The organism is Streptomyces sp. BBFR25 (assembly GCF_044590125.1).
GTDB lineage: Bacteria > Actinomycetota > Actinomycetes > Streptomycetales > Streptomycetaceae > Streptomyces > Streptomyces canus_D.
On sequence record NZ_CP172447.1, the window covers coordinates 6,242,560 to 6,267,546 of the forward strand.

Genomic DNA, 24,987 nt, shown 5'->3' on the forward strand with positions numbered 1-24,987 from the left:
GGTCAGGACGCCGGGGGCGGTCCCGCCGGAGGGGTGCCGCCGGGGGCGGTCCCGGGGGTACCGCCGTCTCCTTCCCTGCCCTTGTCGTCCTTGTGAGCGAGGCGGTCCATGGCGCCCTTGGCCTTGCCGGTGCCCGTCTGGATCCGGTCGCTGTACTTGCCCTTGGTCCGCTCGTCGACGGTCCGCGCCATCTTGTCGAGACCGCGGTCGATCTTGTCGCCGTGCTGCTGCGCGAGGTCGGAGACCTTGCCCTTCGCCGGTTCGAGTCTGGCCTTCAAGTTGTCCAGGAGACCCATGGTTCGCCTTCCCTCACGGGGCAGTCAGGTGCGGGCGCCCTTGTCGGCCTCGTTGTCGACGGCCTCCCCGGCGGACTGCTGCTTGGGGATGCCGACGCTCTCCGAGTCAGCGGCCTCGGCGGCGGCCCCGTCGGCTTCGTCGGGCTTCGCCGTGTTCCGGGGACCGGCCTCCGCCGTCTCCTCGGCCTCGGCCGCCTTCACCTCCGCCGCGCCCTCGGTGTCCGGGGTGTCGGTCCGCGTCTCCGCGCCCGACGCCTCCTCGGTGTTCTTCGACCTCCGAAAAAGCCGTGCAAAAACGCCCATATCAACTCCATACGTTACTCGTGCGGGCGAAATCCCGCGGCATCCGGTGCGTCCGTTTGCGTGGCCGGGGCCATGACCCGGTGGTCCGGGGAGCGGGAACCTCGCAACGGGCAACGACCCCGGACGCGGACCGTCACCTAACTCGTTCGAGGGTGAGGTGAGAGGTTTGCGAGACTGGTGCGGTGAGCAGCGCACCCCCCGCCCCCCGCGTCATCGCCGTAGTCGGACCCACCGCGGCCGGAAAGTCCGATCTGGGCGTCTTCCTGGCCGAACGGCTCGGCGGTGAGGTCGTCAACGCCGACTCCATGCAGCTCTACCGTGGGATGGACATCGGCACCGCCAAGCTGACGCCCGAGGAACGCGGTGGCGTACCGCACCACCTGCTGGACATCTGGGACGTGACGGTCACCGCGTCCGTCGCCGAGTACCAGCGCCTCGCGCGGGAGCGGATCGACACGCTGCTCGGCGAAGGGCGCTGGCCGGTCCTGGTCGGCGGTTCCGGTCTCTACGTCCGCGGAGCCGTCGACAACCTGGAGTTCCCCGGCACCGACCCCGAGATCAGGGCCCGCCTGGAGGAGGAGCTGGAACTGCGCGGCTCGGGTGCGCTGCACGCCCGCCTGGCCGCCGCCGACCCGGAGGCGGCGCGGGCCATCCTGCCCAGCAACGGGCGCCGGATCGTGCGCGCCCTCGAGGTGATCGAGATCACCGGCAGGCCCTTCACCGCCAACCTCCCCGGTCACGACTCCGTCTACGACACCGTGCAGATCGGCGTCGACGTGGCACGCCCCGAACTGCACGAGCGCATCGCCCTGCGCGTCGACCGGATGTGGGAGGCCGGTCTGGTCGACGAGGTCCGCGCACTGGAGGCGCAGGGGCTGCGCGAGGGGCGTACGGCGTCGCGGGCGCTCGGCTACCAGCAGGTCCTCGCGGCGCTCGCGGGCGAGTGCACGCTGGACGAGGCGCGAGCCGAGACCGTCCGTGCCACCAAGCGCTTCGCGCGCCGTCAGGATTCGTGGTTCAGACGCGACCCGCGGGTGCATTGGCTGAGTGGGGGTGTGGCGGATCGCACGGAACTTCCGCGGCTCGCCCTGTCGTTGGTCGAACGACCGGTTACAGCCTGATCACGTGATGGCATCGGGACGCCCCGGCCGTCATCCGGGCCTTCGGCGGCGTGCCATCATCGAGCTTCGATCGACCGAGTGAGTCCTAGTTGGGAGGGCGCGTGGCGATGGAGGCCGGCCCTCGCGACACCGCACCGAGCACCGAACACGGCACCGTCGGACCCGGCGGGCCGGAGTCCGACGGCGGCGCCCTGAGCCCCGACGGCCCCGACGAGACGCCGGAGGGCGTCGCAGTCGACGGTCCCGCGCCCGACGAGATGTACGGGGACGAGGTCGAGGTCGAGCTGCGGCCCCAGCGCCGCCTGCGGATCTGGCAGCTCGCCCCCATCGTGTGCCTGGCCGCGCTCGGCTCCCTGATGTTCGCCTTCCCGCTCGCCTTCGACTTCGGCGACAGCGGCGCCGTGATCGCGATGCTGGGCCTGCTGATCTGCTCCTGCGCGGCCGGCTGGGGCATGATGGCCGCCCGCCGGGTCGGATACACCTGGCCGGGCCTGCCCCAGCGCGGGTCGGGTCGCCGCGCCGACTGGCGGACGATCCTCGTGTACGCCCTTGCGGTCGCCGCGGTCGTCGTCCTGGCCGTGTGGCGGGTCGCCCGCCTGCGGGGCTGACGAAGCCCCGCGCCCGGGGGGCGTCCTCCGCCCTCGTCGTCGTACCGCACTCACCCCGTACGATCGAGGAATGAGCACGCGGATCGCCTTCCTCAAGGGTCACGGCACCGAGAACGACTTCGTGATCGTTCCCGACCCGGAGAACGCCATCGACCTGCCGCCCGCCGCCGTGGCCGCTCTGTGCGACCGCCGCGCGGGGCTCGGCGGGGACGGACTGCTGCACGTGGTGCGGTCCGCGGCCCACCCCGAGGCCCGGGACATGGCCGCCGAGGCGGAGTGGTTCATGGACTACCGCAACGGCGACGGCTCGGTCGCCGAGATGTGCGGCAACGGCGTGCGGGTCTTCGCGCGCTACCTCCAGCGCGCCGGGCACGCCGCCGAGGGGGACCTCGCCATCGCGACGCGCGGGGGCGTCAAGCGCGTGCACATCGCCAAGTCGGTGTCCGAGGGCGGCTCCGCCGCGGGCGACGTCACCGTCGGCATGGGCCGCGCGCTGCTGCCCGAGGGCGACGTCGAGGTGAGCGTGGGCGAGCGCAGCTGGCCCGCGCGGAACGTGAACATGGGCAACCCGCACGCGGTCGCCTTCGTCGCCGACCTCGCCCACGCGGGCGACCTGTACGCCCCGCCGTCCTACGCGCCCGCCGGTGCCTACCCGGGCGGGGTCAACGTCGAGTTCGTGGTCGACCGGGGCCCCGGCCACGTCGCGATGCGCGTGCACGAGCGCGGCTCCGGTGAGACCCGCTCCTGCGGCACCGGCGCGTGCGCCGTCGCCGTCGCCGCCGCCCGCCGGGACGGTGCCGACCCGGCGGTCACCGGCACCCCGGCCACCTACACCGTCGACGTGCCCGGCGGCACGCTGGTGATCACCGAGCGCCCGGACGGCGAGATCGAGATGACCGGTCCCGCCGTGATCGTCGCGGAGGGCGAGTTCGACTCCGCCTGGCTGGAGGGGGTACGCGCCTGAACGAGGACCAGGTGACCATGGCCGAGGTGAACCACAGCCCGGTCCATGACACTCAGTACGAAAACGTAAACCCTCGGACCATCGCTCGAATGGGTGATCCGTTTCACGCTCGGCGAGAGGCGGTCGGCGGCACGTGATGGGCTCGATAGCATCAAGCACCGGCCCGGACGGGGGACCGACAGCATCCCCTGAGCCGTGTCCGCCCTGGGATTACCCGTCCGCCGGTCCGCGCAGCCGGAGGTGCCCATGAACGCGGAGGCCGTGAACCCAGCGAGCCCGGGCCCCGTGCCGCCCGCGGCCACCGGTGCCGCCGCGCCGGCGCCCCGCAGGAAGGCCCGCCCCCGGATCGACCTGCGCCGCCTCGGCCGCGCCGCCCTGCTCGGCTCCACCACCCGCAGCCGGGGCCTGCCCGACGCCATCGGCCACGTCGTCGAGGCCCACCGCGCCCACCACCCCGACGCCGACCTCGACCCGCTGCGCCGCGCCTACGTCCTGGCCGAGTCCTCGCACCGCGGGCAGATGCGCAAGAGCGGCGAGCCCTACATCACCCACCCCCTCGCCGTCACCCTGATCCTCGCCGAACTCGGCGCGGAGACCACCACCCTGACCGCCTCGCTGCTGCACGACACCGTCGAGGACACCGAGGTCACCCTCGACCAGGTCGGCGAGCAGTTCGGCGCCGAGGTCCGCTACCTCGTCGACGGCGTCACCAAGCTGGAGAAGGTCGACTACGGCGCCGCAGCCGAACCCGAGACCTTCCGCAAGATGCTCCTCGCCACCGGCAACGACGTCCGAGTGATGTCGATCAAACTCGCCGACCGGCTGCACAACATGCGCACCCTCGGCGTCATGCGCCGCGAGAAGCAGGAACGCATCGCCAAGGTCACCCGCGACGTCCTCATCCCGCTCGCCGAACGGCTCGGCGTCCAGGCGCTCAAGTCCGAGCTGGAGGACCTCGTCTTCGCGGTCATGCACCCCGAGGAGTACACGCACACGCGGGAGCTGGTCCAGGAGAACGCCACCCGCGCGGACGACCCGCTCGCCGCCGTCGCCGCCGAGGTGCGGGAGGTGCTGCGCGAGGCCGACATCCAGGCCGAAGTCCTCATCCGCCCGCGCCACTTCGTCTCCGTGCACCGCGTCTCCCGCAAGCGCGGCACCCTCCGCGGCGCGGACTTCGGCCGCCTCCTGGTGCTCGTCCAGGAGGACGCCGACTGCTACGCGGTCCTCGGTGAACTGCACACCTGTATGACGCCCGTCGTCTCGGAGTTCAAGGACTTCATCGCCGTCCCCAAGTTCAACCTCTACCAGTCGCTGCACACGGCGGTGGCCCGCGCGGAGGACGGACAGGTCGTCGAAGTCCTCATCCGCACCCACCAGATGCACAAGGTCGCCGAGGCCGGTGTGGTCGCGCTCGGCAACCCGTACGCGCCTCCGTCCGAGGAGCAGGGCGCGGGCGACGGCGAGCGCGCCGACCCGACCCGGCCCGGCTGGCTGTCCCGGCTGCTCGACTGGCAGCGCGGCGCCCCCGACCCCGACACCTTCTGGTCCACCCTCCGCGCGGACCTCGCCCAGGACCGCGAGATCACCGTCTTCCGCCCCGACGGCGGCACCCTCGGCCTCCCCGAAGGCGCGACCTGCGTCGACGCCGCCTACGCCCAGTACGGCGAGGACGCCCACGCGACCATCGGCGCCCGGGTCAACGGCCGCCTGGCGACCATGAGCACGGTGCTGCGGGACGGCGACACCGTGCAGCTCCTGATGGGACAGGACCCCGCCTCCGAACCGTCCAGGGACTGGCTGGAGCACGCGCACACGCCCGCCGCGCGGATCGCCATCCAGCGCAGGCTCGCGGCCCATCCACAGCCGGTGCCCGAGGCCGAGGCGCCGCCCCGCGGCCCCGCCGCACCCGAGACCCACGCCCACCCCGACGCCCCGCGCCCGGCCGCGGGCACCGCACCCGTCCGCCCCGCCTCCGCCGACGTCCTCGTCGACCCGCCGGGCGCGACCGTGCGGCTGGCGGGCTGCTGCACCCCCGTACCGCCGGACGAGATCACCGGCTTCGCCGTGCGCGGGGGAGTGGTGACCGTGCACCGTGCCCAGTGCGCGGTGGTGGAGCGCATGAAGGACGCCGGGCGCGCGGAGGTCGGTGTGCGCTGGGGCGAGAGCACCGGATGCCGGGTGACCCTCCTCGCCGAATCGTTCGGCCGCCCGCACCTCCTGGCCGACCTCACCGAGGCGATGGCCCTCGAAGGCGCCGAAATCGTCTCCGCGACTGTCGAGCCACCCGACCGCCAGCGGGTCCGGCACAGCTACACCGTGGTGCTCCCGGACGCCGCCCGGCTGCCCGCCCTCATGCGGGCCATGCGCGACGTGGCCGGTGTGTACGACGTCAGCCGGGCCCAGCCGCAGCCGACCGGCGCCTGAGCACGAGGGGCCTGACCGCCCCGCCCGGCCCGGAACCTGAACCGGCACGCCGCGCGGGGACCCGTTCGGGTGGCCCGGGCGCGCGCCGTCGCCGCGGGGCGGGCGCGCGCTGATAGCCGTGAGGGATGCTGCACACCCCTCATCCCCCGACCCCGCGACCCCGCGCACGCTCCCGGCGCCGGTTCAGGGCCGCGGCGCTGCTCGCCTCCGCCGTCTCCGTCTGCCTGGTCGCCGCGAGCGCCCCGCCGACCCCGCTGGGTGTCGGCGACCGCCTCTTCCCGCAGCTGGGCAACCCCGGTTACGACGTGACGGCGTACGACCTCTCCTTCACCTACTCCGGCAGCAACAGCGAACCGCTGGCGGCCGTCACCGTCATCGACGCCCGGACCACGGCCGACCTGGACCGGCTCAACCTCGACTTCGCCCACGGGAAGGTCGACTCCGTCGAGGTCGACGGCGAGCCCGCCGCCTTCGCCACCGCCGGTGAGGACCTCGTCGTGACGCCCGAGGACGCGCTCGACGAGGGCGAGCGGACGCGGATCACCGTGCGGCACAGCAGCGACCCCGTGTATCCCGAGGACCGCCAGGGCGGCTGGGTGCGCACCGCCGACGGCCTCGCCATGGCCAACCAGGCGGACGTCGCCCACCTGGTGTTCCCCTGCAACGACCACCCTTCCGACAAGGCGCGGTTCACCTTCCACATCACCGCGCCCGACGGGCTCACGGCCGTCGCCAACGGCCTGCCGACCCGCGTGGACCGGACCGGCGACTCGACCACCTGGACCTACCGGAGCGGCCACCCCATGGCCACCGAGCTGGCCCAGGTGTCCATCGGCCGCTCCACAGTGCTGCACCGCGCGGGGCCGCACGGGCTGCCCGTCCGGGACGTCGTGCCGACGAAGCACCGCGCGGCGCTCGAACCCTGGCTGGAGAAGACCCCGGACCAGATCGCGTGGATGGAGGAGAAGGTCGGGCGCTACCCCTTCGAGACGTACGGCCTGCTCATGGCCGACGCCACCACCGGCTTCGAACTCGAGACCCAGACGCTCTCCCTCTTCGAACGGGAGCTGTTCACCGAGCCCGCCTACCCCCAGTGGTACGTCGAGTCGATCATGGTGCACGAGCTGGCCCACCAGTGGTTCGGCAACAGCGTCAGCCCCGCCACCTGGTCCGACCTGTGGCTCAACGAGGGGCACGCCACCTGGTACGAGGCGCTGTACGCGGAGGAGACCGCGGACAAGACCGTGGCGGCGCGCATGAAGGCCGCCTACGGGGCCTCCGACCGCTGGCGCACCGCGGGCGGGCCGCCCGCCGCCCCCAAACCGCCGAAGAACGGCAGCAAGACCGGGATCTTCCGCTCCAACGTGTACGACGGCGCCGCGCTCGTGCTCTACGCCCTGCGCCAGGAGATCGGCCGCACCGCCTTCGCGGGGCTGGAGCGCGCCTGGGTCGCCCGCAACCAGGACGGCACGGCGACGACCGCCGACTTCGTCCGGCTCGCCTCCGAGACCGCAGGCCGCGACCTGGGCGGCTTCTTCCAGGCCTGGCTGTACGGCGAGAAGACCCCGCCGATGCCCGGCCACCCGGACTGGAAGCAGACTCCGGCCGAGCAGGCGCCCGCCAAGGCCTCCGGGACGGCACACGGGGAATAAGCCGGTGACGAGACGGCCCGTGCCGTGCGACCATCTTCGGGACGGCGCGGTACGGGCCCCGGGAATCTCCCCGGCGGCTCGCACGTTGTACAAGATGTCGCGGAGCATGTGCCGCGCCCACCGTTTCCCAGCTGCGTAAGGATCCAATGACCTCCTCTTCTTCCCCCTCCCAGGACACCAAGCGTCTCGCGCAGACCTATCCCGAGGGCCTCCGGGCCGATGCCCTGATGGAAGAGGACGTCGCCTGGAACCACGAAAACGACTCGCAGTGGGACGGCGAGCAGTTCGACCGCTCCGACCGCGCGGCCCTGCGCCGGGTGGCGGGCCTGTCCACCGAGCTCGAGGACGTCACCGAGGTCGAGTACCGCCAGCTCCGCCTGGAGCGGGTCGTCCTCGTCGGCGTCTGGACCTCGGGCACCGTGCAGGACGCGGAGAACTCGCTGGCCGAACTGGCCGCCCTCGCGGAGACGGCGGGCGCGCTCGTGCTCGACGGCGTGATCCAGCGCCGCGACAAGCCCGACGCCGCCACCTACATCGGCTCCGGCAAGGCCGAGGAGCTGCGGGAGGTCGTCCTCGACACGGGCGCGGACACCGTCATCTGCGACGGTGAGCTGAGCCCGGGGCAGCTCATCCACCTCGAAGACGTGGTCAAGGTCAAGGTCATCGACCGCACCGCCCTGATCCTGGACATCTTCGCCCAGCACGCCAAGTCCCGAGAGGGCAAGGCACAGGTAGCGCTCGCGCAGATGCAGTACATGCTGCCGAGGCTGCGCGGCTGGGGCCAGTCGCTGTCCCGGCAGATGGGCGGCGGCAAGGGCGGCGGCCTCGCCACCCGTGGTCCCGGTGAGACCAAGATCGAGACGGACCGGCGCCGGATTCGCGAGAAGATGGCGAAGATGCGCCGGGAGATCGCGGAGATGAAGACCGGCCGCGAGATCAAGCGCCAGGAGCGCAAGCGCCACAAGGTGCCCTCCGTCGCCATCGCGGGCTACACCAACGCCGGCAAGTCCTCGCTGCTCAACCGCCTCACCGGCGCGGGCGTGCTGGTGGAGAACGCGCTGTTCGCCACCCTCGACCCGACGGTGCGCCGCGCGGAGACGCCCAGCGGCCGTCTGTACACCCTGGCCGACACCGTCGGCTTCGTCCGGCATCTGCCGCACCACCTGGTCGAGGCGTTCCGTTCCACGATGGAGGAGGTCGGCGACTCCGACCTGATCCTGCACGTGGTCGACGGTTCGCACCCCGTCCCGGAGGAGCAGTTGGCCGCCGTGCGCGAGGTGATCAGGGACGTCGGCGCCACCGACGTACCCGAGATCGTCGTGATCAACAAGGCCGACATGGCCGACCCGCTGGTGCTCCAGCGGCTGCTGCGGGTCGAGAAGCGGTCCATCGCGGTCTCGGCGCGCACCGGCCAGAACATCGACCAACTGCTCGCGCTGATCGACAACGAGCTGCCGCGTCCCTCGGTCGAGATCGAGGCGCTCGTGCCGTACACGCACGGCAAGCTGGTGGCCCGCGCGCACGACGAGGGCGAGGTGATCTCCGAGGAGCACACCCCGGAGGGCACCCTGCTCAAGGTGCGGGTGCACGAGGAACTGGCGGCCGAGTTCGCGCCGTACGTTCCGGCGCCCCTCGCCTGAGACCCGCGCGGCCGTAAGAGCGGCCGACGACCGAGGGCCCGTCCCCTGCCGAGGCAGGGGACGGGCCCTCGTCACCTGCGGCTCACTGACCGCCGTACGTCTTGCTCATGCTCTGGTACATCGCCTCGGCCGACCGGCCCAGCTGCGGGCCCGCCAGCCAGGTGTTCTCCTGCGGGCCGATCGACGTGTTCGAGACCAGCTTGGTCTCCCCGTCCACCACCCGGAACCAGCCGCCGCCCGACGAACCGCCGGTCATGGTGCAGCCGATGCGGTACATCGTCGGCAGCGAAGGGCTCAGCGACAGCCGGCCGGGCCGGTCGACGCACTTGAACATCTCCAGGCCGTTGTACGGCGGCGCCGCCGGGTAACCCCAGGCACCCATGCTGGGCACCTCCGTCGCCGACGGGGCCGAGAAGTCCACCTCCAGCGCGGCGCCGACGGTCTCCTCCAGCGACTTGGCGCCCTGCTCCGGCTTCACGTGCAGTACCGAGTAGTCGTACGCAGCCCCGTCACCGCCGCTCTCCGAGCCACCCTCGATCCACTGGTCCGAGGTCGACGCCCAGTCGGCCCACCAGGTGCCGTACGGCGCCATCTCGGTGGTCGTCGCGTTCGCCAGCTCGGCCTCGGACTTGCCGTGGTCGTTGTACGACGGGACGAAGGCGATGTTGCGGTACCAGCCGCCGCTGCCACCGGCGTGCACGCAGTGGCCGGCCGTCCACACCAGGTTGGACTTGCCCGGGTGGTTCACGTCCTTGACGACCGTGCCGGAGCAGACCATCGAGCCCTCGGGGGAGTCGAAGAAGACCTTGCCGACCGGGGCCGCGTTCTCGTGGTAGGGCTTCTTCTCGGCCACGGCCTCGACGGGCGCGGGCTCCGGGTCGGTGGCGCCCTGGTCGGCGGCCGCGTCCTTGGTGGTGAGGGTCTTGTCGGCCTCCTTCGCGGACTTCATCCGGTCCGGCTTCCACAGGCCCTCGATCATCGGGTTGACGAAGTCCTTGGCCTCACTGAGCCACTTGTCCCGGTCCCAGTTCTTCCAGCCGCCGTCCTTCCACCGGTCGACGTCGATGCCGTGCTCCTTGAGCCGACCCGCGAGACCGGCCGCCAGATCGCCCTCGCCGCCACCGGTGCCCCCGGCGTCGGCGGCCTGGGAGGTGCCGCCGCCGGGCTTGGCGTCGGCCTCGTCCTTCTCGGACCCGCCGCAGGCGGTCGCGGTGAGCGTGAGCGCGGCGGCCAGACCGGCCGCGGCGAGTGCGGTGCGCCGTCCGCGCCGTGGCGCGGTGGACACAGGTGTGGAACGCATGGTGGGACAACCCCCGTTGAAACGAATGAACGTCTGATGAAACGCGGCGCTCGCCGCGCGATCACTGGTCGGTGAACTTGCCGCTCACCGCGTCGAACACGCCCTTGGCCTCCTTGCCCAGGCGCGGACCGGCGAGCCAGCCGGCCGTCACCGGGCCGATCGAGGTGTTGGAGACCAGCGCGGGCTTGCCGTCCGAACCGGCGGTGACCCAGCCACCGCCGGACGAGCCGCCGGTCATGGTGCAGCCGATGCGGTACATCGTCGGGTCGGAGGTGTTGATCGACAGCCGTCCGGGCTTGTCCTGGCACTGGTACAGCTTCTGGCCGTCGTACGGCGGCGCGGCCGGGTAGCCGATCGCCTTCATGCTCTCGACGTCCGGCACGGCCGGCGCGTCGAAGTCCACCGGCAGCGCGGCGCCGACCGTCTCCTCCAGCGACTTGCCGCCGCTGCCCTTCTCCGGCGTCACATGGATCACGGCGAAGTCGTAGGGGGCGCCGTCACCGCCGGTCGCACCGCCCTGCTCGATCCACTGGTCCGAGGTCTGCGCCCAGTCGCCCCACCAGACACCGTAGGGAGCGATCTCCTCCTTGGTGGCGGTCTGCAGTTCCTCGGCCGACATGTCGTCGTCGTTGTACGAGGGGACGAAGGCGATGTTGCGGTACCAGCCGCCGCTCTTGCCGGCGTGCACGCAGTGGCCGGCCGTCCAGACCATGTTGGACCTGCCGGGGTGGGCCGGGTCCTTCACGACCGTCGCCGAGCACACCATCGAACCCTTGGGGGAGTCGAAGAGGAGCTTGCCGGCCGTGGCGGCGTTGTCGTGGTACTTGGCCGGTACGGCCGCCGCCTCGACGGGGGCGGGCTCCGGGTCGGTGACGCCCTGGTCGCCGGAGATGTCGTTTTCGTCGACCTCCTGGTCCGGCTCCTCGGCGTCCCGCATCCGGTCCGGGTCCCACAGGCCCTCGATGATCGGGTTGACGAAGTCCTGCGCCTCGCGCAGCCAGTCGTCCTTGTTCCAGTTCTTCCAGGCGCCGTTCTTCCAGTCGTCGACGTCGATCCCGTGTTCCTCGAGCTTCTTCCTGAGGTGGTCCGGGATCCGGATGCCGCCCTTGCCGTCGTCGACGGCGGAAGCGGAGGCCGAGGCGTCGCCGGCCGCCTCGGGGTCGCCGTCCTCGCACGCCGTGGCGGTGAGCGCGAGCGCCGAGACGAGCGCCACGGCGGCGGCCGCGGAGGAGGTTCCGCGCCGCCCGCGCCTGGTCCCGCGCGTGCTGAACGACGGCCGTATGGATCGCATGGTGTTGACTCCCCCTGCTGTGAACGAACGTGGTGCCGCGGTCGAACCGCCGAGCGGCGGCGACCGGGAACGGCACCACACACTATGCGGTGGCTGTGGGGGAGTTCCGACGGAACGGCAACGGTTCGGATACAGCCGCCTGACCAGGCACGCGCCGCCCGCCGGTGCGGACGGCCGGGCCGCGGAGCCGGAGCGGACCGAGGAAATCACCGCCGCGGCAACGATCTTCGCGCAGACCGTAACCCCGGGAACCGTCCTCGGTTGTAGCGGCGGGGGCCGCTGTCCGGACGCGGTCCCCCATGCCGGGAGCGCCGGCACGTCGCAGCGCGTCCGGACGGCGGGAGGTCGACAAGCCGTGGCGGGATCCCCGTACGGGAGCCGTGCGTCCAAAGGCGGGAACGCCGGGCCGGTCGTGACGCGGGAACCCGCGGACGGGACGCCCGCGCGGGCGCACGCCGGGCACGAGGGAACCGCGCGGGAGCGCGCCGCGCGAGGCGGCGCTTCGAGGCGTCAGTCGGCGCGTGGACCGGCGCGTGAACCGGCCGCGCGTACTTACGCGCGCGCCCTCCCGGTCGTACCCGTCCGGGCCCGGGGACTCACCATCGAGGCCGCCGACGGCCGCCGTTACCTGGACTGCGTCTCCGGTGCGGGCACTCTGGCCCTCGGCCACAACCACCCCGTCGTCCTGGAGGCGATCCGCGCGGTCCTCGACTCGGGTGCCCCCTTGCACGTCATGGACCTCACCACCCCGGTCGAGGACGCCTTCGTCGCCGAGCTGCTGCGCACCCTGCCGCCGGAACTCGCCGACCGCGCGCGGGTGCGGTTCTGCGGCCCGACCGGCGCGGACCCGGTCGCCACCGCCGTCGCGCTGGTCCGCGCCGCCACCGGACGGACCCGGGTGGTCACCCTTGCCGACGCCCACGAGCCGGTTCTCGACGACGAGCCCGCTCCGGAGCCGCCCGCCGGGTTCCTCCTGGAGTCGGTCCGGAGCGAGGCCGGAGTGCTTCCTCCGGCACCGGACGCCCTGGTGCGGTGCGTGCGGGCCCGCGCGGACGGACGGGCCGTCCCGCTCATCGTCGACGAGACCGAGACGGGTGTCGGCCGGACCGGTGCCTACTGGGCGTTCGAGCACAGCGGAGTCACGCCCGACGTGCTGGTCCTCGCCAAGGCGATCGGCGGCAGCCTGCCGCTCGCCGTGGTGGTCCACCGGGACGACCTGGGCGACCCCGACCGGCACAAAGGACCCGCGGTCGGCGCCTTCCGCGGCAACCAACTCGCCCTGGCCGCGGGCGCCGCCACCCTCGCCCACGTCCGCGAACACCGCCTCGCCGAACACGCCGCCGCGCTGGGCGGCCGGATGCTGGCCCGACTGCGCGACCTCGCCGCGGAGTTCGCGTGCGTGGGCGAGGTGCGCGGGCGGGGCCTGATGGCCGGACTCGAACTGGTGGCGCCGGACGGCGCGCCCGACGGCCCCGCCCCCGACGCCCGTCGCGGTTTCGCCCACGGCGTCCGTCCCGGTTCCACCCGCTCCGGTCCCGCCGCCGAACTCGCCGCCGCCGTGCGCCGGGAGTGCCTGCGCCGCGGGCTGATCGTGGACGTCACGGGGCCGCGCGCCAACGTCGTACGGCTGCTGCCGCCGCTCATCGTCACCAAGGAGCAGATGTCGGCCGTCCTGGACCGACTCGCCGACGCCGTGCGGGCCGTGGACCGCCACCGCCGCGACGGCTCCGCCCCGATACCCGGGTAGCGCGCCCCGCGACGAGACCCACCCCCAGGACACGGCACGCCAGGAGAACCCGCGTTGCACACCGACTCCGCCCCCGAACCACCCCCCGCGTCCGGGGTCACGGCCGCTCCGGAGCCGCCCGCCCCCGGGCACGGAGCCCTCCCCGGGCCGCGGTCCGCGCCGCTCGCCCCGCACCCCGCGGCCGATCCCCTGGACCACCTCGATCCCTACGCCGCTGCCCAGGCCGCGGGCACGGAGAACCTGATCCGCTGCTGGGCCCGCGAGACCGACGTGCCCGCCCCCGACGACGGCGTCCTCCGCGTGCCGCTCCCGGCCTCCGGTACGGCCCTCGCTGTTCCCGTGCACTACTGGTCCCCGACGGGTCGGCACCGCTTCGGCCCTCCGCGTATGGCAGGCGCCCCCGACTCGGCGCCGCCCGTGGACGCGGTCACGCTCGCCGCGCTGCTCGTGCGCGAGACGGCCGGTGCCTCGGGGCCCGACGGCCCCGACCTCGTCGCGCGCGTCGCCGACTCCGTCCGCCGCACCGCCGTGTTCCTCCGGGACCGCGCGGCACCCGTGGACGCTCCCGGCGGTCCGGGCGGCCGCGATGGCGCCGACCTCTTCCTCGCCGCCGAGCAGGCGCTCCTCCTCGGACACCCGCTGCATCCCACCCCGAAGAGCCGTGAGGGCCTGACCGAGGCCGAGGCACGCCGGTACTCACCGGAACTGCGCGGGTCCTTCCCGCTGCACTGGCTGGCGGTCGCCCCCTCCGTGCTCGTCACCGACTCGGCCTGGACCGAGCGCGGCCGCCCGGTCACCGCTCCCGCGCTCACCGCACGCCTGGCCGCGGACGGCCCGGCACCGGGGGACGGCCCGGCATCGCAGGACGGTCCGGTGCCGCCGGACGGGTTCGCCCTCCTGCCGCTGCACCCCTGGCAGTTCCGCGCGGTGCTGCACCAGCCCGACCTCGCCACCCTCATGGACACCGGGCTGGTCAGGGACCTCGGCACCCGGGGCCCGGCCTGGCATCCCACGTCCTCCGTGCGCACAGTCCATCGCAGCGGTGCCCCAGCCATGCTCAAGCTCTCGCTGGCCCTGCACATCACCAACTCCCGGCGGGAGAACCTCCGCAAGGAGCTGCACCGCGGCGTCGAGGTCCACCGGCTGCTGCGCCGCGGCCTGGCCCGTCAGTGGCGGGCGGCCCACCCCGACTTCGACATCGTCCGCGACCCGGCCTGGCTCGCCGTCGACGGACCGGACGGCACACCCGTGCGTGGCCTCGACGTCGTCGTACGGCACAACCCCTTCCGGCCCTCGGACGACGTCTGTTGCGTGGCCTCTCTCGTCGCGCCGCGGCCGCACACCCGCGCGGAGGACCAGTCCCCGGGGTACCGCGGGCCCGGGAACGGCGTGTCCGGCGCCACCGCGCGCACCCGGCTGGCCGAGGTCGTCACCCGGCTCGCCGGACGGACCGGCCGCCCGCGCGGAGCCGTCGCCGTCGAGTGGTTCCTGCGCTACCTCCACCACGTCGTACGCCCCGTCCTGTGGCTGGACGCCCGCGCGGGCATCGCCCTGGAGGCCCACCAGCAGAACACGCTCGTCCTGCTGGACGCCGACGGCTGGCCCGCGGGCGGCCGCTACCGCGACAACCAGGGCTACTACTTCCGCGAGTCCCGGCGCGCGGAACTCGACGCCCGGCTGCCCGGGATCGGAGCACACAGCGACACGTTCGTGGCCGACGCCGTCACCGACGAACGCTTCGCCTACTACCTCGCCGTCAATAACGTGTTCGGTCTCATCGGCGCCTTCGGCGCCGAGCGTCTCGCCGGGGAGGAAACACTGCTGGCCGCCTTCCACCGCTTCCTCGGCGAGCTGGCCTCGGACCCCTCCGCACCGGGCGGCCCGCTCCCCGCACACCTCCTCGACTCGCCGGTCCTGCGCTGCAAGGCGAACCTGCTGACCCGGCTGTACGGCCTCGACGAACTCGTCGGCCCGGTGGACACCCAGTCCGTCTACGTCACCATCGCCAACCCCCTGCACGCCTGAGCGGGCCGCCGTCCCGAAGGAGCGACACCGTGAATCCCACCGACGCGAGCGCCGACGACACCCTGGACCTGCACCTGCCCGAGGAGTTCCTCGCCCTCTTCCGGGCCGAGGGGGACGACACCGCGGCGGACGACCTCGCGGAGGCGGCGACGGCACGCGCGCGTGAGGACCTGCTCGACGGCCTCGCCGACTGGGGCCCGAGCGACACCCCCGCGGGCCTCTTCCACCTGGTGCCCGTCGACGTCGAACGGGACACCGCGCTCGTCGCCCGCTGGATGAACGACCCCGCCGTCGCCGCGTACTGGGAGCTGACCGGCCCGCAGCGCGTGACCGCCGACCACCTGCGGGCCCAGCTGACCGGGGACGGACGCAGCGTCCCGTGCCTGGGGACGCTGGACGGGGTGCCGATGAGCTACTGGGAGATCTACCGGGCCGACCTCGATCCGCTGGCCCGGTACTGCCCCGTCCGGCCGCACGACACCGGCGTCCACGTGCTGATCGGCGAGGACGCCGACCGCGGGCGGGGCCTCGGGACCGAGCTGATCAGGACCGTCGCCGACCTCGTCCTCGCGGGGCGCCCCGCCTGCACGCGGGTGCTCGCCGAGCCCGACGTCCGCAACCGGTCGTCCGTCGCCGCCTTCCTCGGCGCCGGGTTCCGACTGGTGGCCGAGGTGGACCTGCCCGCCAAGCGCGCCGCCCTGATGATCCGGGAACGGGCGGCGCGGGAGTCTCCGTGACACGCCGCGCCCATCGCCTCCGCCGTCCCGTCGGCCGCCCCCCGGCCCTCCCGCCCCGACTCGCCGGCCAGCCGCCCAGGAGCCCCCCTTGTCCCGCCCGTCCGCACCGTCACTCACGCCCCTCGCATCCGCCTCGCCGACCCGTTTGTCAGTCCCGGGCCGTAGGGTGGTCGCGCTATGACGAAGCCCTCACTCCCCGAACTCCTGCACGCCGCCGTCACCGCCGTCGGCGGCACGGAGCGTCCCGGCCAGGTGGCCATGGCCGAAGCCGTCGAGGAAGCCATCGACGGCGGCTCCCATCTGCTGGTCCAGGCCGGCACCGGCACCGGAAAGTCGCTGGGCTACCTGGTGCCCGCGCTGGCGCACGGGGAGCGCGTGGTCGTGGCCACGGCGACCCTGGCCCTGCAGCGCCAGCTGGTCGAGCGGGACCTGCCCCGCACGGTCGACGCGCTCCACCCGCAGCTGCGCCGCCGCCCGGAGTTCGCGATGCTCAAGGGCCGGTCGAACTACCTGTGCCTGCACCGGCTGCACGAGGGCGTCCCGCAGGACGAGGAGGAGGGCCTCTTCGACCAGTTCGAGGCCGCCGCCCCCACCAGCAAGCTGGGCCAGGACCTGCTGCGGATGCGCGACTGGGCGGACGAGACCGAGACCGGCGACCGCGACGACCTGACGCCCGGCGTGTCCGACCGTGCCTGGGCGCAGGTGTCGGTGTCCTCCCGGGAGTGCCTGGGCGCCTCCAAGTGCGCCTACGGCGCGGAGTGCTTCGCCGAGACGGCCCGTGAGCGCGCCAAGCTCTCCGACGTCGTCGTCACCAACCACGCGCTGCTCGCGATCGACGCCATCGAGGGCGCGCCCGTCCTGCCGCAGCACGAGGTGCTGATCGTCGACGAGGCGCACGAACTGGTCTCCCGGGTCACCGGGGTCGCCACCGGGGAGCTGACCCCCGGCCAGGTCAACCGCGCGGTGCGCCGAGCCGCGAAGCTGGTCAACGAGAAGGCCGCCGACCAGCTCCAGACCGCCTCCGAGGGCTTCGAGCGGCTGATGGAGCTGGCGCTGCCGGGCCGTCTGGAGGAGATTCCGGAGGACCTGGGCTATGCGCTGATGGCGCTGCGGGACGCCTGCCGTACGGTCATCTCGGCGATCGGGAGCACCCGGGACAAGTCCGTGCAGGACGAGGACGCGGTCCGCAAGCAGGCGCTGGCCTCCGTGGAGTCCGTGCACGACGTCGCGGAGCGGATCACCAACGGCTCCGAGTGGGACGTCGTCTGGTACGAGCGCCACGAGCCCCGCGGCGGAGCCGCGTATCGGCCCAGTGGTGCCTCGCTGCGGGTCGCTCCGATGTCCGTCTCCGGGCTGCTGCGGGAGAAGCTCTTCACCGACCGCTCGGTCGTCCTGACCTCCGCGACCCTGAAGCTGGGCGGTGACTTCAACGGTGTCGGGGCGTCGCTGGGCCTCGCCCCGGAGGGCACCGAGGGCGACGACGTGCCCCAGTGGAAGGGCGTCGACGTGGGCTCGCCCTTCGACTACCGCAAGCAGGGCATCCTCTACGTCGCCAAGCACCTGGCCCGCCCCGCCCGGGACGGCGACCGCGGCGACATGCTCGACGAGCTCACCGAGCTGATCCAGGCGGCGGGCGGCCGCACACTGGGCCTGTTCTCCTCGATGCGCGCGGCCCAGCTGGCCGCCGAGGAGCTGCGCTCGCGCATCCCGGAGTACCCGATCCTCCTCCAGGGCGAGGAGACCCTCGGCGAGCTGATCAAGAACTTCGCCGCCGACCCCCAGACCTGCCTCTTCGGCACCCTGTCCCTGTGGCAGGGCGTCGACGTCCCCGGGCCGAGCTGCCAGCTGGTCGTCATGGACAAGATCCCGTTCCCGCGTCCGGACGACCCCTTGATGAGCGCCCGCCAGAAGGCGGTGGAGGAGGCCGGGGGCAACGGCTTCATGGCGGTCGCCGCCACCCACGCCGCGCTGCTCATGGCCCAGGGCGCGGGTCGCCTGGTCCGCGCGTCGGGCGACCGAGGAGTGGTCGCCGTACTGGACCAGCGGCTGGCGACAGCCCGGTACGGCAGCTATCTGAAGGCGTCCCTGCCCGACTTCTGGTTCACCACGGACCGCAACCAGGTCCGCAAGTCACTCGCCGCGATCGACGCGAAGGCGAGGCAGAACGAGGGCGCTAAGCAGGCCGAGGGGGACTGAGCGCGGCCCGCGCACCGGGCGGGCGGCCCCCGGCGCCGTCGGCCCCGGGACAGCGCTGGGCCCCGGAACCGGCGCAGAGGTCCCGGGGCCCGGTCGGGTCGGCGGGGGCGCTGTCGCGCGTACCCGCCCGCCGTGGCGCTCAGACGCGACGCAGTACGGCCACCACCTTGCCGAGGATGGTCGCGTCGTCACCGGGGATCGGCTCGTACGCCGAGTTGTGCGGGAGGAGCCAGACGTGGCCGTCCTCGCGCTTGAAGCGCTTCACGGTGGCCTCGCCGTCGAGCATGGCCGCCACGATGTCGCCGTTCTCCGCGACCGGCTGGCGGCGGACCGTGACCCAGTCGCCGTCGCAGATCGCGGCCTCGATCATCGAGTCGCCGACGACCTTGAGGACGAACAGCTCACCGTCGCCGACCAACTGCCGGGGGAGCGGGAAGACGTCTTCGACGGACTCCTCGGCGAGGATCGGACCACCGGCGGCGATCCGACCCACCAGCGGGACGTACGAGGCGGCCGGCTTGCCGGCGGTGTCCGTGGGCTGCACCGAGGCGGCCTGGTCGGAGCCGCGCACCTCGTAGGCGCGCGGGCGGTGCGGGTCCCGGCGCAGGAAGCCCTTGCGCTCCAGTGCCATCAGCTGGTGCGCCACCGACGAGGTGCTGGAAAGGCCGACGGCCTGGCCGATCTCCCGCATCGACGGCGGGTACCCGCGTCGCTGCACGGAGTCGCGGATGACCTCGATCACCCGGCGCTGGCGGTCGGTGAGCCCCGAGCTGTCCGCCCGGATGCCGGGAGGTCGTCCTGGCAGGGAGCGCTTGTGCCCCTCGGGATTCGCGGCGTCGCTCATCGCATGCACCGGCTCAGGTCGGCCCTGGGGGCGTTCCTGGGCAGTGATGGTGGCACTGTCGGCGGTGGTGGTCACGTCGGCCCCTCTCGATGGTCTCCCTGCTGCACAACGGTAGTAGCTTTCGAAAGGTTGCGCCAAACACACGTTCGAGTGAAAAAACGCGAATCGCTCGCCCGTTTTGCATATCTGGGTGTATGGCTACCGTGGTGCCTGGCGGACAAAAGGGCTTATTGCTGTACTCTTCACCGCCGTGGTGACAACCTCCGGGATGTCGCTCCAGTCTGCCACCCGGCATCCCGTTCGACGGGGTGGGGCTCCCATCTGTTGCGGTAGTCCCACGTCCCCTCCCCGCGGTGCCCACGGTATCTCCGCATGCCTCCGGGCGATACGGCCGCGACACGGCTCGCGAGGCGTGTTGCCGCACGGGTGGCCGCGCACGCACAGGCGCGACACGCGTGCGGGGCGTGTTTGTATGGGCCAATCCCCACATCTAGTGGTTGGATAGCGCGAGCAGCCCACAAGTTGTGGTCCCCCGGGTCTTCGGGCCCGCCGCGATCGCCTATGCTGGGGGCTGCTTCGAGGGGCCTGAAGGGCCTTTCGAGGCCGTTGAGTCTGCTGTGAGGAGGGTTCGGAGTCCATGCACTGCCCCTTCTGCAGGCACCCCGACAGCCGTGTCGTCGACAGCCGTACGACCGACGACGGCACGTCGATCCGCAGGCGCCGCCAGTGCCCTGACTGCTCCCGTCGGTTCACGACCGTGGAGACGTGCTCGCTCATGGTGGTGAAGCGGTCCGGGGTCACCGAACCGTTCAGCCGCACCAAGGTGATCAACGGTGTGCGCAAGGCCTGTCAGGGCCGGCCCGTCACCGAGGACGCGCTCGCCCAGCTCGGCCAGCGGGTCGAGGAGGCGGTGCGGGCCACCGGAAGCGCCGAGCTGACCACCCACGACGTGGGTCTGGCCATCCTCGGACCGTTGCAGGAGCTCGACCTCGTCGCCTATCTGAGATTCGCCTCCGTCTATCGGGCGTTCGACTCGCTCGAGGACTTCGAGGCCGCGATCACGGAACTGAGGGAGACGACGGGGCACCCCGGCGAGGACGACGACACCGGTGCGGGGAGCCAGGAGAACGACCGCGGGTCCACGGGGGCGGGACAGGTCCCCGAGCCCGCAGGCGCCGCCGACTGATCGGCGGGCCGGACCCGGACTTCGGCGCCCGGGCCCGGCCGGACGGCGGCGAGTGAACAAGACCTGTTGCGGGCGGCGCGAGCGATGCCCGCAACACCAGACAGAACACCGTGCCCACGGGAACAATCGGGGCACTTCAGGGCGTTTTCGCCCGTACAGGGAGGCGGCATGACAGAGACGGCGAGCGGTCCGGCACGGAGTTCCCGCGCCAAGGGCACCAAGGCGGGCAAGGGACTCCGCGTCGAGCGCGTCCACACCACTCCCGGCGTCCACCCCTACGACGAGGTGGCCTGGGAGCGTCGTGACGTCGTCATGACCAACTGGCGCGACGGCTCGGTCAACTTCGAGCAGCGTGGCGTCGAGTTCCCCGAGTTCTGGTCGGTGAACGCGGTCAACATCGTCACCAGCAAGTACTTCCGGGGCGCCGTGGGCACCCCGCAGCGCGAGGTGAGCCTCAAGCAGCTCATCGACCGCATCGTGAAGACGTACCGGAAGGCCGGTGAGGACAACAAGTACTTCGCCTCGCCCGCCGACGCCGAGATCTTCGAGCACGAGCTGGCCTACGCCCTCCTGCACCAGATCTTCAGCTTCAACAGCCCGGTGTGGTTCAACGTCGGCACGCCCCAGCCGCAGCAGGTCTCCGCCTGCTTCATCCTGTCCGTCGACGACTCCATGGAGTCGATCCTCGACTGGTACAAGGAAGAGGGCATGATCTTCAAGGGCGGCTCCGGCGCCGGCCTGAACCTCTCCCGGATCCGCTCCTCCAAGGAACTGCTCTCCTCCGGCGGCAACGCCTCGGGACCGGTCTCCTTCATGCGCGGTGCCGACGCCTCCGCCGGCACGATCAAGTCCGGCGGTGCCACCCGCCGCGCGGCCAAGATGGTCATCCTCGACGTCGACCACCCCGACATCGAGGACTTCATCCAGACCAAGGTGAAGGAAGAGGAGAAGATCCGCGCCCTGCGCGACGCGGGCTTCGACATGGACCTGGGCGGCGACGACATCACGTCCGTCCAGTACCAGAACGCCAACAACTCGGTCCGGGTGAACGACACGTTCATGAAGGCCGTGCAGGACGGCGGCAAGTTCGGCCTGACGTCCCGCATGACCGGCGAGGTCATCGAGGAGGTCGACGCCAAGGCGCTCTTCCGCAAGATGGCCGAGGCCGCCTGGGCCTGCGCCGACCCCGGCATCCAGTACGACGACACCATCAACGCCTGGCACACCTGCCCGGAGTCCGGCCGCATCAACGGCTCGAACCCGTGCAGCGAGTACATGCACCTGGACAACACGTCCTGCAACCTCGCCTCGCTGAACCTGATGAAGTTCCTGAAGGACGACGGCAAGGGCAACCAGTCCTTCGACGCCGAGCGCTTCTCCAAGGTCGTCGAGCTGGTCATCACGGCGATGGACATCTCCATCTGCTTCGCGGACTTCCCGACCCAGAAGATCGGCGAGAACACCCGCGCCTTCCGCCAGCTCGGCATCGGCTACGCCAACCTCGGCGCCCTGCTGATGGCGACCGGCCACGCCTACGACTCCGACGGCGGCCGTGCCCTGGCCGGCGCCATCACCTCCCTGATGACCGGCACGTCGTACCGCCGCTCCGCCGAGCTGGCCGCGATCGTCGGCCCGTACGACGGCTACGCCCGCAACGCGCAGCCGCACCTCAGGGTCATGAAGCAGCACTCCGACGAGAACGCCAAGGCCGTCCGCATGGACGACCTCGACACGCCGATCTGGGCCGCCGCCACCGAGGCCTGGCAGGACGTGCTGCGCCTCGGCGAGAAGAACGGCTTCCGCAACTCCCAGGCCTCCGTCATCGCCCCGACCGGCACCATCGGTCTCGCGATGTCCTGCGACACCACCGGCCTGGAGCCCGACCTCGCGCTGGTCAAGTTCAAGAAGCTGGTCGGCGGCGGCTCGATGCAGATCGTCAACGGCACCGTCCCGCAGGCCCTGCGCCGCCTGGGCTACCAGGAGGAGCAGATCGAGGCGATCGTCGCCCACATCGCCGAGAACGGCAACGTGATCGACGCGCCCGGCCTCGCGCACGAGCACTACGAGGTGTTCGACTGCGCGATGGGCGAGCGCTCCATCTCCGCGATGGGCCACGTCCGCATGATGGCCGCCATCCAGCCCTGGATCTCCGGCGCCCTGTCCAAGACGGTCAACCTGCCGGAGTCGGCGACCGTCGAGGACGTCGAGGAGGTCTACTTCGAGGCCTGGAAGATGGGCGTCAAGGCGCTCGCCATCTACCGCGACAACTGCAAGGTCGGCCAGCCCCTCTCCGCCAAGACCAAGTCGGTCAAGGACACGGAGAAGGCGGAGATCACCGAGAAGACCGAGGCGGCCATCCGCGAGACGGTCGAGAAGGTCGTCGAGTACCGCCCGGTCCGCAAGCGCCTCCCGAAGGGACGTCCCGGCATCACCACGTCCTTCACCGTCGGCGGCGCCGAGGGCTACATGACCGCCAACTCCTACCCGGACGACGGTCTCGGCGAGGTCTTCCTCAAGATGTCCAAGCAGGGTTCGACCCTCGCGGGCATGATGGACGCCTTCTCCATCGCGGTCTCCGTCGGCCTCCAGTACGGCGTGCCGCTGGAGACGTACGTCTCGAAGTTCACCAACATGCGCTTCGAGCCGGCCGGGATGACGGACGACCCGGACGTGCGGATGGCGCAGTCGATCGTCGACTACATCTTCCGCCGCCTGGCGCTGGACTTCCTGCCCTTCGAGACGCGCTCCGCGCTCGGCATCCACTCCGCCGAGGAGCGTCAGCGCCACCTGGAGACCGGTTCGTACGAGCCGTCCGACGACGAGATGGACGTCGAGGGCCTGGCCCAGTCGGCGCCGCGCGCCCAGGAACTGAAGGCCGTCGCCACGCCGAAGGCCGAGGTCGAGGCCGCCAAGCCCGCTCCGCAGCAGGCGCACACCAGCGCCGAGCTGGTGGAGATGCAGCTCGGCATCCAGGCCGACGCCCCGCTGTGCTTCTCCTGCGGCACGAAGATGCAGCGCGCCGGGTCCTGCTACATCTGCGAGGGCTGCGGCTCGACCAGCGGTTGCAGCTGACCTGAGAGGTGACCCGCGGGGGTGACCCGCGGGTTCTCGGAAGGGGACCGGCCACCGGCCGGTCCCCTTCCACGTGTGCCGGTGATCTGCCTGCCCCACCTCCGGCACACGGTTCACGCCTGAGCGATGACTTCGGGCGCCGGATCGGGTCTGCCCTCACGACACACCCGACCCACAACACCTTCCGGGGCCTCTATGACAACGGTCAGCGTCCGCGACATCGCCTTGGGCGTCGAGTCGTTCGGTGACGACGATGCGCCACTCGTCCTGCTCGTCGGCGGGACGACGATGCTCTCGTGGCCCGACGCGCTCTGCGAGCGCCTCGCCGCCGGTGGGCGCCGCGTCGTGCGCTACGACCTGCGCGACAGCGGAGAGTCGACCACGATGGACCCGGAGGCGCCCGCCTACACCCTGCGCGACCTCGCCGCCGACGCGGCGGCCCTTCCCGACGCGCTCGGCGCCGGGCCCGCGCACCTCGCCGGGATCGGCGTCGGAGGGATGGTCGCCCAGGTGGCCGCGCTCGACCACCCGGGCGCGTTCTCGGCGCTCACCCTGGTCGGCACCCGCGCGGTCGCGCCCGGCCCGCCCGACGACGACCTCCCCGACCACGACCGGGCGACGATGAGCCGGCTGTTCGCCAGGCCGATGCCCGACTGGGCCCACCGCGAGGCGGTGGCCGAGTTCGCCGCCACCGGAGCGGAGATCCGCGGCGACGACCCCGTCGCCGCGCGCGCGACCGCCGCCCGCGTCTGGGACCGCACGCCCGGCACCGCTGCCCCGGTCCAGATGGCCAACCAGCTGGGCATGGTGTTCTCCAGGCTCGACTGCGCGCCCCGGTGGCGTGAGCGCCTGCCGGAGATCGGGATCCCCACGCTCGTCGTCCACGGTCGCCGCGACCCGTTCTTCCCCGTCGGCAACGGTGAGGCGATCGCGCGCGAGATTCCCCGGGCGCGGCTGCTCGTCCTGGAGGAGGCCGCCACCGCGATCCCCGAAGCGGCGGTCGGCGAGGTCGCCGAGGCGATGCTCACGCTCCAAGCCGCCGTCAAGGACGGCGAGCCGCGCCCATCACCCGAGTGAACGTCGCGGGGTCCCCCTCGAACGCGTGCAGGCCGGGCCGGAACTCCCACGCCCCCGTCTCGTCCCGGACGAACTCCGCGACCGTCGCCGCGGTGGCACCCGGGACGGCGGCGAAGTCCTCCGCGGCCAGGTCCGTGTAACCCTCACGGATGCGCAGGCCCGGGTTGGTCACGTCGCCGAAGGTCCGCTCCTCGGTGTGCTGCTGTATGGCGACACCCACCACCACGCGCGCGTACCGGGCGTCCAGCCGCTCCAGCTCCAGCGTCATGACCTCGTCGAAACCGAAGCCCTTGCCGTCCTTGCTGTCCCGGTTGAGATAGATCGTGCCGTCCGGTGAGCGACTGTCGAAGTGCACCACGTAGGCGGGGGCGCCGTACGGATCGTCCGCCGGATAGGTCCCGGCGACGAGATCCAGGTCGGTGGCCGGCTGTCCCGCCGGACTCGGGTCCCACCGCAGCGCGACCTCGACCTTGCCCAAGCCCTTGCTGAGGCCGTTCACAGACT

General features: G+C 72.3%; 19 protein-coding genes. 13 read left to right on the plus strand and 6 right to left on the minus strand.

Annotation, left to right across the window (positions count from 1 at the left end; genetic code table 11):
- Window positions 1-2 precede the first annotated feature (2 nt).
- Both ACGH52_RS28535 and ACGH52_RS28540 read right to left on the minus strand, forming a co-directional pair.
- Window positions 3-296, minus strand: a complete 294-nt coding sequence (locus ACGH52_RS28535) for an antitoxin (protein WP_076976646.1) — start codon at window positions 294-296, stop codon at window positions 3-5.
- A gap of 24 nt (window positions 297-320) precedes the next feature.
- Window positions 321-599, minus strand: a complete 279-nt coding sequence (locus ACGH52_RS28540) for a hypothetical protein (protein ID WP_059297903.1) — start codon at window positions 597-599, stop codon at window positions 321-323.
- A 182-nt stretch (window positions 600-781) separates the two neighbouring features.
- Here ACGH52_RS28540 and miaA point away from each other — a divergent pair, with 182 nt between their 5' ends.
- The 6 genes from miaA to hflX all read left to right on the plus strand — a co-directional run bounded on the left by miaA (window position 782) and on the right by hflX (window position 9,008).
- Entirely contained in the window at window positions 782-1,720 is a 939-nt protein-coding gene (gene miaA, locus ACGH52_RS28545) for a tRNA (adenosine(37)-N6)-dimethylallyltransferase MiaA (protein WP_059297905.1), read from the plus strand.
- Window positions 1,721-1,827: 107 nt separating this feature from the next.
- Complete coding sequence (locus tag ACGH52_RS28550; protein ID WP_210975857.1) at window positions 1,828-2,328, plus strand: hypothetical protein; 501 nt, start codon at window positions 1,828-1,830, stop codon at window positions 2,326-2,328.
- Window positions 2,329-2,398: 70 nt separating this feature from the next.
- Complete coding sequence (gene dapF / locus ACGH52_RS28555; protein WP_399943425.1) at window positions 2,399-3,292, plus strand: diaminopimelate epimerase; 894 nt, start codon at window positions 2,399-2,401, stop codon at window positions 3,290-3,292.
- Between the two features lie 246 nt (window positions 3,293-3,538).
- Window positions 3,539-5,716 carry a bifunctional (p)ppGpp synthetase/guanosine-3',5'-bis(diphosphate) 3'-pyrophosphohydrolase gene (locus tag ACGH52_RS28560; RefSeq protein ID WP_059297910.1) on the plus strand — a complete coding sequence of 726 codons (2,178 nt, stop codon included), beginning with the start codon at window positions 3,539-3,541 and terminating at the stop codon, window positions 5,714-5,716.
- A gap of 125 nt (window positions 5,717-5,841) precedes the next feature.
- A complete protein-coding gene (locus tag ACGH52_RS28565; protein WP_210975839.1) occupies window positions 5,842-7,368 on the plus strand; it encodes a M1 family metallopeptidase in 1,527 nt (508 codons plus the stop codon).
- Between the two features lie 146 nt (window positions 7,369-7,514).
- On the plus strand, window positions 7,515-9,008 hold the full coding sequence (hflX, locus tag ACGH52_RS28570) for a GTPase HflX (RefSeq protein WP_076976651.1): 1,494 nt from the start codon (window positions 7,515-7,517) through the stop codon (window positions 9,006-9,008).
- An 82-nt stretch (window positions 9,009-9,090) separates the two neighbouring features.
- On the opposite strand, the gene ACGH52_RS28575 is transcribed toward hflX, so the two are convergent.
- Together ACGH52_RS28575 and ACGH52_RS28580 are read right to left on the minus strand one after the other, a co-directional pair.
- Window positions 9,091-10,308 carry a serine protease gene (locus ACGH52_RS28575; RefSeq protein ID WP_210975838.1) on the minus strand — a complete coding sequence of 406 codons (1,218 nt, stop codon included), beginning with the start codon at window positions 10,306-10,308 and terminating at the stop codon, window positions 9,091-9,093.
- Window positions 10,309-10,369: 61 nt separating this feature from the next.
- Complete coding sequence (locus ACGH52_RS28580) at window positions 10,370-11,599, minus strand: serine protease (protein WP_210975837.1); 1,230 nt, start codon at window positions 11,597-11,599, stop codon at window positions 10,370-10,372.
- 412 nt (window positions 11,600-12,011) lie between these two features.
- On the opposite strand from ACGH52_RS28580, the gene ACGH52_RS28585 reads away from it, so the two are divergent.
- The 4 genes from ACGH52_RS28585 to ACGH52_RS28600 all read left to right on the plus strand — a co-directional run bounded on the left by ACGH52_RS28585 (window position 12,012) and on the right by ACGH52_RS28600 (window position 18,304).
- Entirely contained in the window at window positions 12,012-13,346 is a 1,335-nt protein-coding gene (locus ACGH52_RS28585; RefSeq protein ID WP_399943430.1) for an aminotransferase class III-fold pyridoxal phosphate-dependent enzyme, read from the plus strand.
- Window positions 13,347-13,400: 54 nt separating this feature from the next.
- Window positions 13,401-15,371, plus strand: coding sequence for an IucA/IucC family protein (locus tag ACGH52_RS28590; RefSeq protein WP_399943433.1), 1,971 nt, complete (start codon window positions 13,401-13,403; stop codon window positions 15,369-15,371).
- A 29-nt stretch (window positions 15,372-15,400) separates the two neighbouring features.
- Window positions 15,401-16,108, plus strand: a complete 708-nt coding sequence (locus ACGH52_RS28595; RefSeq protein WP_399943436.1) for a GNAT family N-acetyltransferase — start codon at window positions 15,401-15,403, stop codon at window positions 16,106-16,108.
- 177 nt (window positions 16,109-16,285) lie between these two features.
- On the plus strand, window positions 16,286-18,304 hold the full coding sequence (locus tag ACGH52_RS28600; protein ID WP_210975833.1) for an ATP-dependent DNA helicase: 2,019 nt from the start codon (window positions 16,286-16,288) through the stop codon (window positions 18,302-18,304).
- 139 nt (window positions 18,305-18,443) lie between these two features.
- Here the strand turns inward: ACGH52_RS28600 and lexA are convergent, their stop codons facing one another.
- Entirely contained in the window at window positions 18,444-19,223 is a 780-nt protein-coding gene (gene lexA, locus ACGH52_RS28605) for a transcriptional repressor LexA (RefSeq protein ID WP_003973219.1), read from the minus strand.
- A gap of 562 nt (window positions 19,224-19,785) precedes the next feature.
- Here lexA and nrdR point away from each other — a divergent pair.
- The 3 genes from nrdR to ACGH52_RS28620 all read left to right on the plus strand — a co-directional run bounded on the left by nrdR (window position 19,786) and on the right by ACGH52_RS28620 (window position 24,483).
- On the plus strand, window positions 19,786-20,334 hold the full coding sequence (nrdR, locus tag ACGH52_RS28610; protein WP_059297929.1) for a transcriptional regulator NrdR: 549 nt from the start codon (window positions 19,786-19,788) through the stop codon (window positions 20,332-20,334).
- Between the two features lie 168 nt (window positions 20,335-20,502).
- On the plus strand, window positions 20,503-23,406 hold the full coding sequence (locus ACGH52_RS28615; protein WP_059297930.1) for a vitamin B12-dependent ribonucleotide reductase: 2,904 nt from the start codon (window positions 20,503-20,505) through the stop codon (window positions 23,404-23,406).
- 195 nt (window positions 23,407-23,601) lie between these two features.
- On the plus strand, window positions 23,602-24,483 hold the full coding sequence (locus ACGH52_RS28620) for an alpha/beta fold hydrolase (protein ID WP_210975832.1): 882 nt from the start codon (window positions 23,602-23,604) through the stop codon (window positions 24,481-24,483).
- Here the strand turns inward: ACGH52_RS28620 and ACGH52_RS28625 are convergent.
- Window positions 24,449-24,982 carry a TerD family protein gene (locus ACGH52_RS28625; RefSeq protein ID WP_059297934.1) on the minus strand — a complete coding sequence of 178 codons (534 nt, stop codon included), beginning with the start codon at window positions 24,980-24,982 and terminating at the stop codon, window positions 24,449-24,451. The two genes, ACGH52_RS28620 and ACGH52_RS28625, sit on opposite strands and share 35 nt — an antisense overlap.
- Window positions 24,983-24,987 lie beyond the last annotated feature (5 nt).

Coding starts and splice junctions, on each gene's coding strand:
- nrdR (WP_059297929.1), top strand. CDS start 19,786: ATGCACTGCCCCTTCTGCAGGCACCCCGACAGCCGTGTCGTCGACAGC.
- ACGH52_RS28565 (WP_210975839.1), top strand. CDS start 5,842: ATGCTGCACACCCCTCATCCCCCGACCCCGCGACCCCGCGCACGCTCC.
- ACGH52_RS28600 (WP_210975833.1), top strand. CDS start 16,286: ATGACGAAGCCCTCACTCCCCGAACTCCTGCACGCCGCCGTCACCGCC.
- ACGH52_RS28620 (WP_210975832.1), top strand. CDS start 23,602: ATGACAACGGTCAGCGTCCGCGACATCGCCTTGGGCGTCGAGTCGTTC.
- ACGH52_RS28550 (WP_210975857.1), top strand. CDS start 1,828: ATGGAGGCCGGCCCTCGCGACACCGCACCGAGCACCGAACACGGCACC.
- dapF (WP_399943425.1), top strand. CDS start 2,399: ATGAGCACGCGGATCGCCTTCCTCAAGGGTCACGGCACCGAGAACGAC.
- ACGH52_RS28535 (WP_076976646.1), bottom strand. CDS start 296: ATGGGTCTCCTGGACAACTTGAAGGCCAGACTCGAACCGGCGAAGGGC.
- ACGH52_RS28575 (WP_210975838.1), bottom strand. CDS start 10,308: ATGCGTTCCACACCTGTGTCCACCGCGCCACGGCGCGGACGGCGCACC.
- ACGH52_RS28540 (WP_059297903.1), bottom strand. CDS start 599: ATGGGCGTTTTTGCACGGCTTTTTCGGAGGTCGAAGAACACCGAGGAG.
- ACGH52_RS28580 (WP_210975837.1), bottom strand. CDS start 11,599: ATGCGATCCATACGGCCGTCGTTCAGCACGCGCGGGACCAGGCGCGGG.
- ACGH52_RS28615 (WP_059297930.1), top strand. CDS start 20,503: ATGACAGAGACGGCGAGCGGTCCGGCACGGAGTTCCCGCGCCAAGGGC.
- hflX (WP_076976651.1), top strand. CDS start 7,515: ATGACCTCCTCTTCTTCCCCCTCCCAGGACACCAAGCGTCTCGCGCAG.
- ACGH52_RS28560 (WP_059297910.1), top strand. CDS start 3,539: ATGAACGCGGAGGCCGTGAACCCAGCGAGCCCGGGCCCCGTGCCGCCC.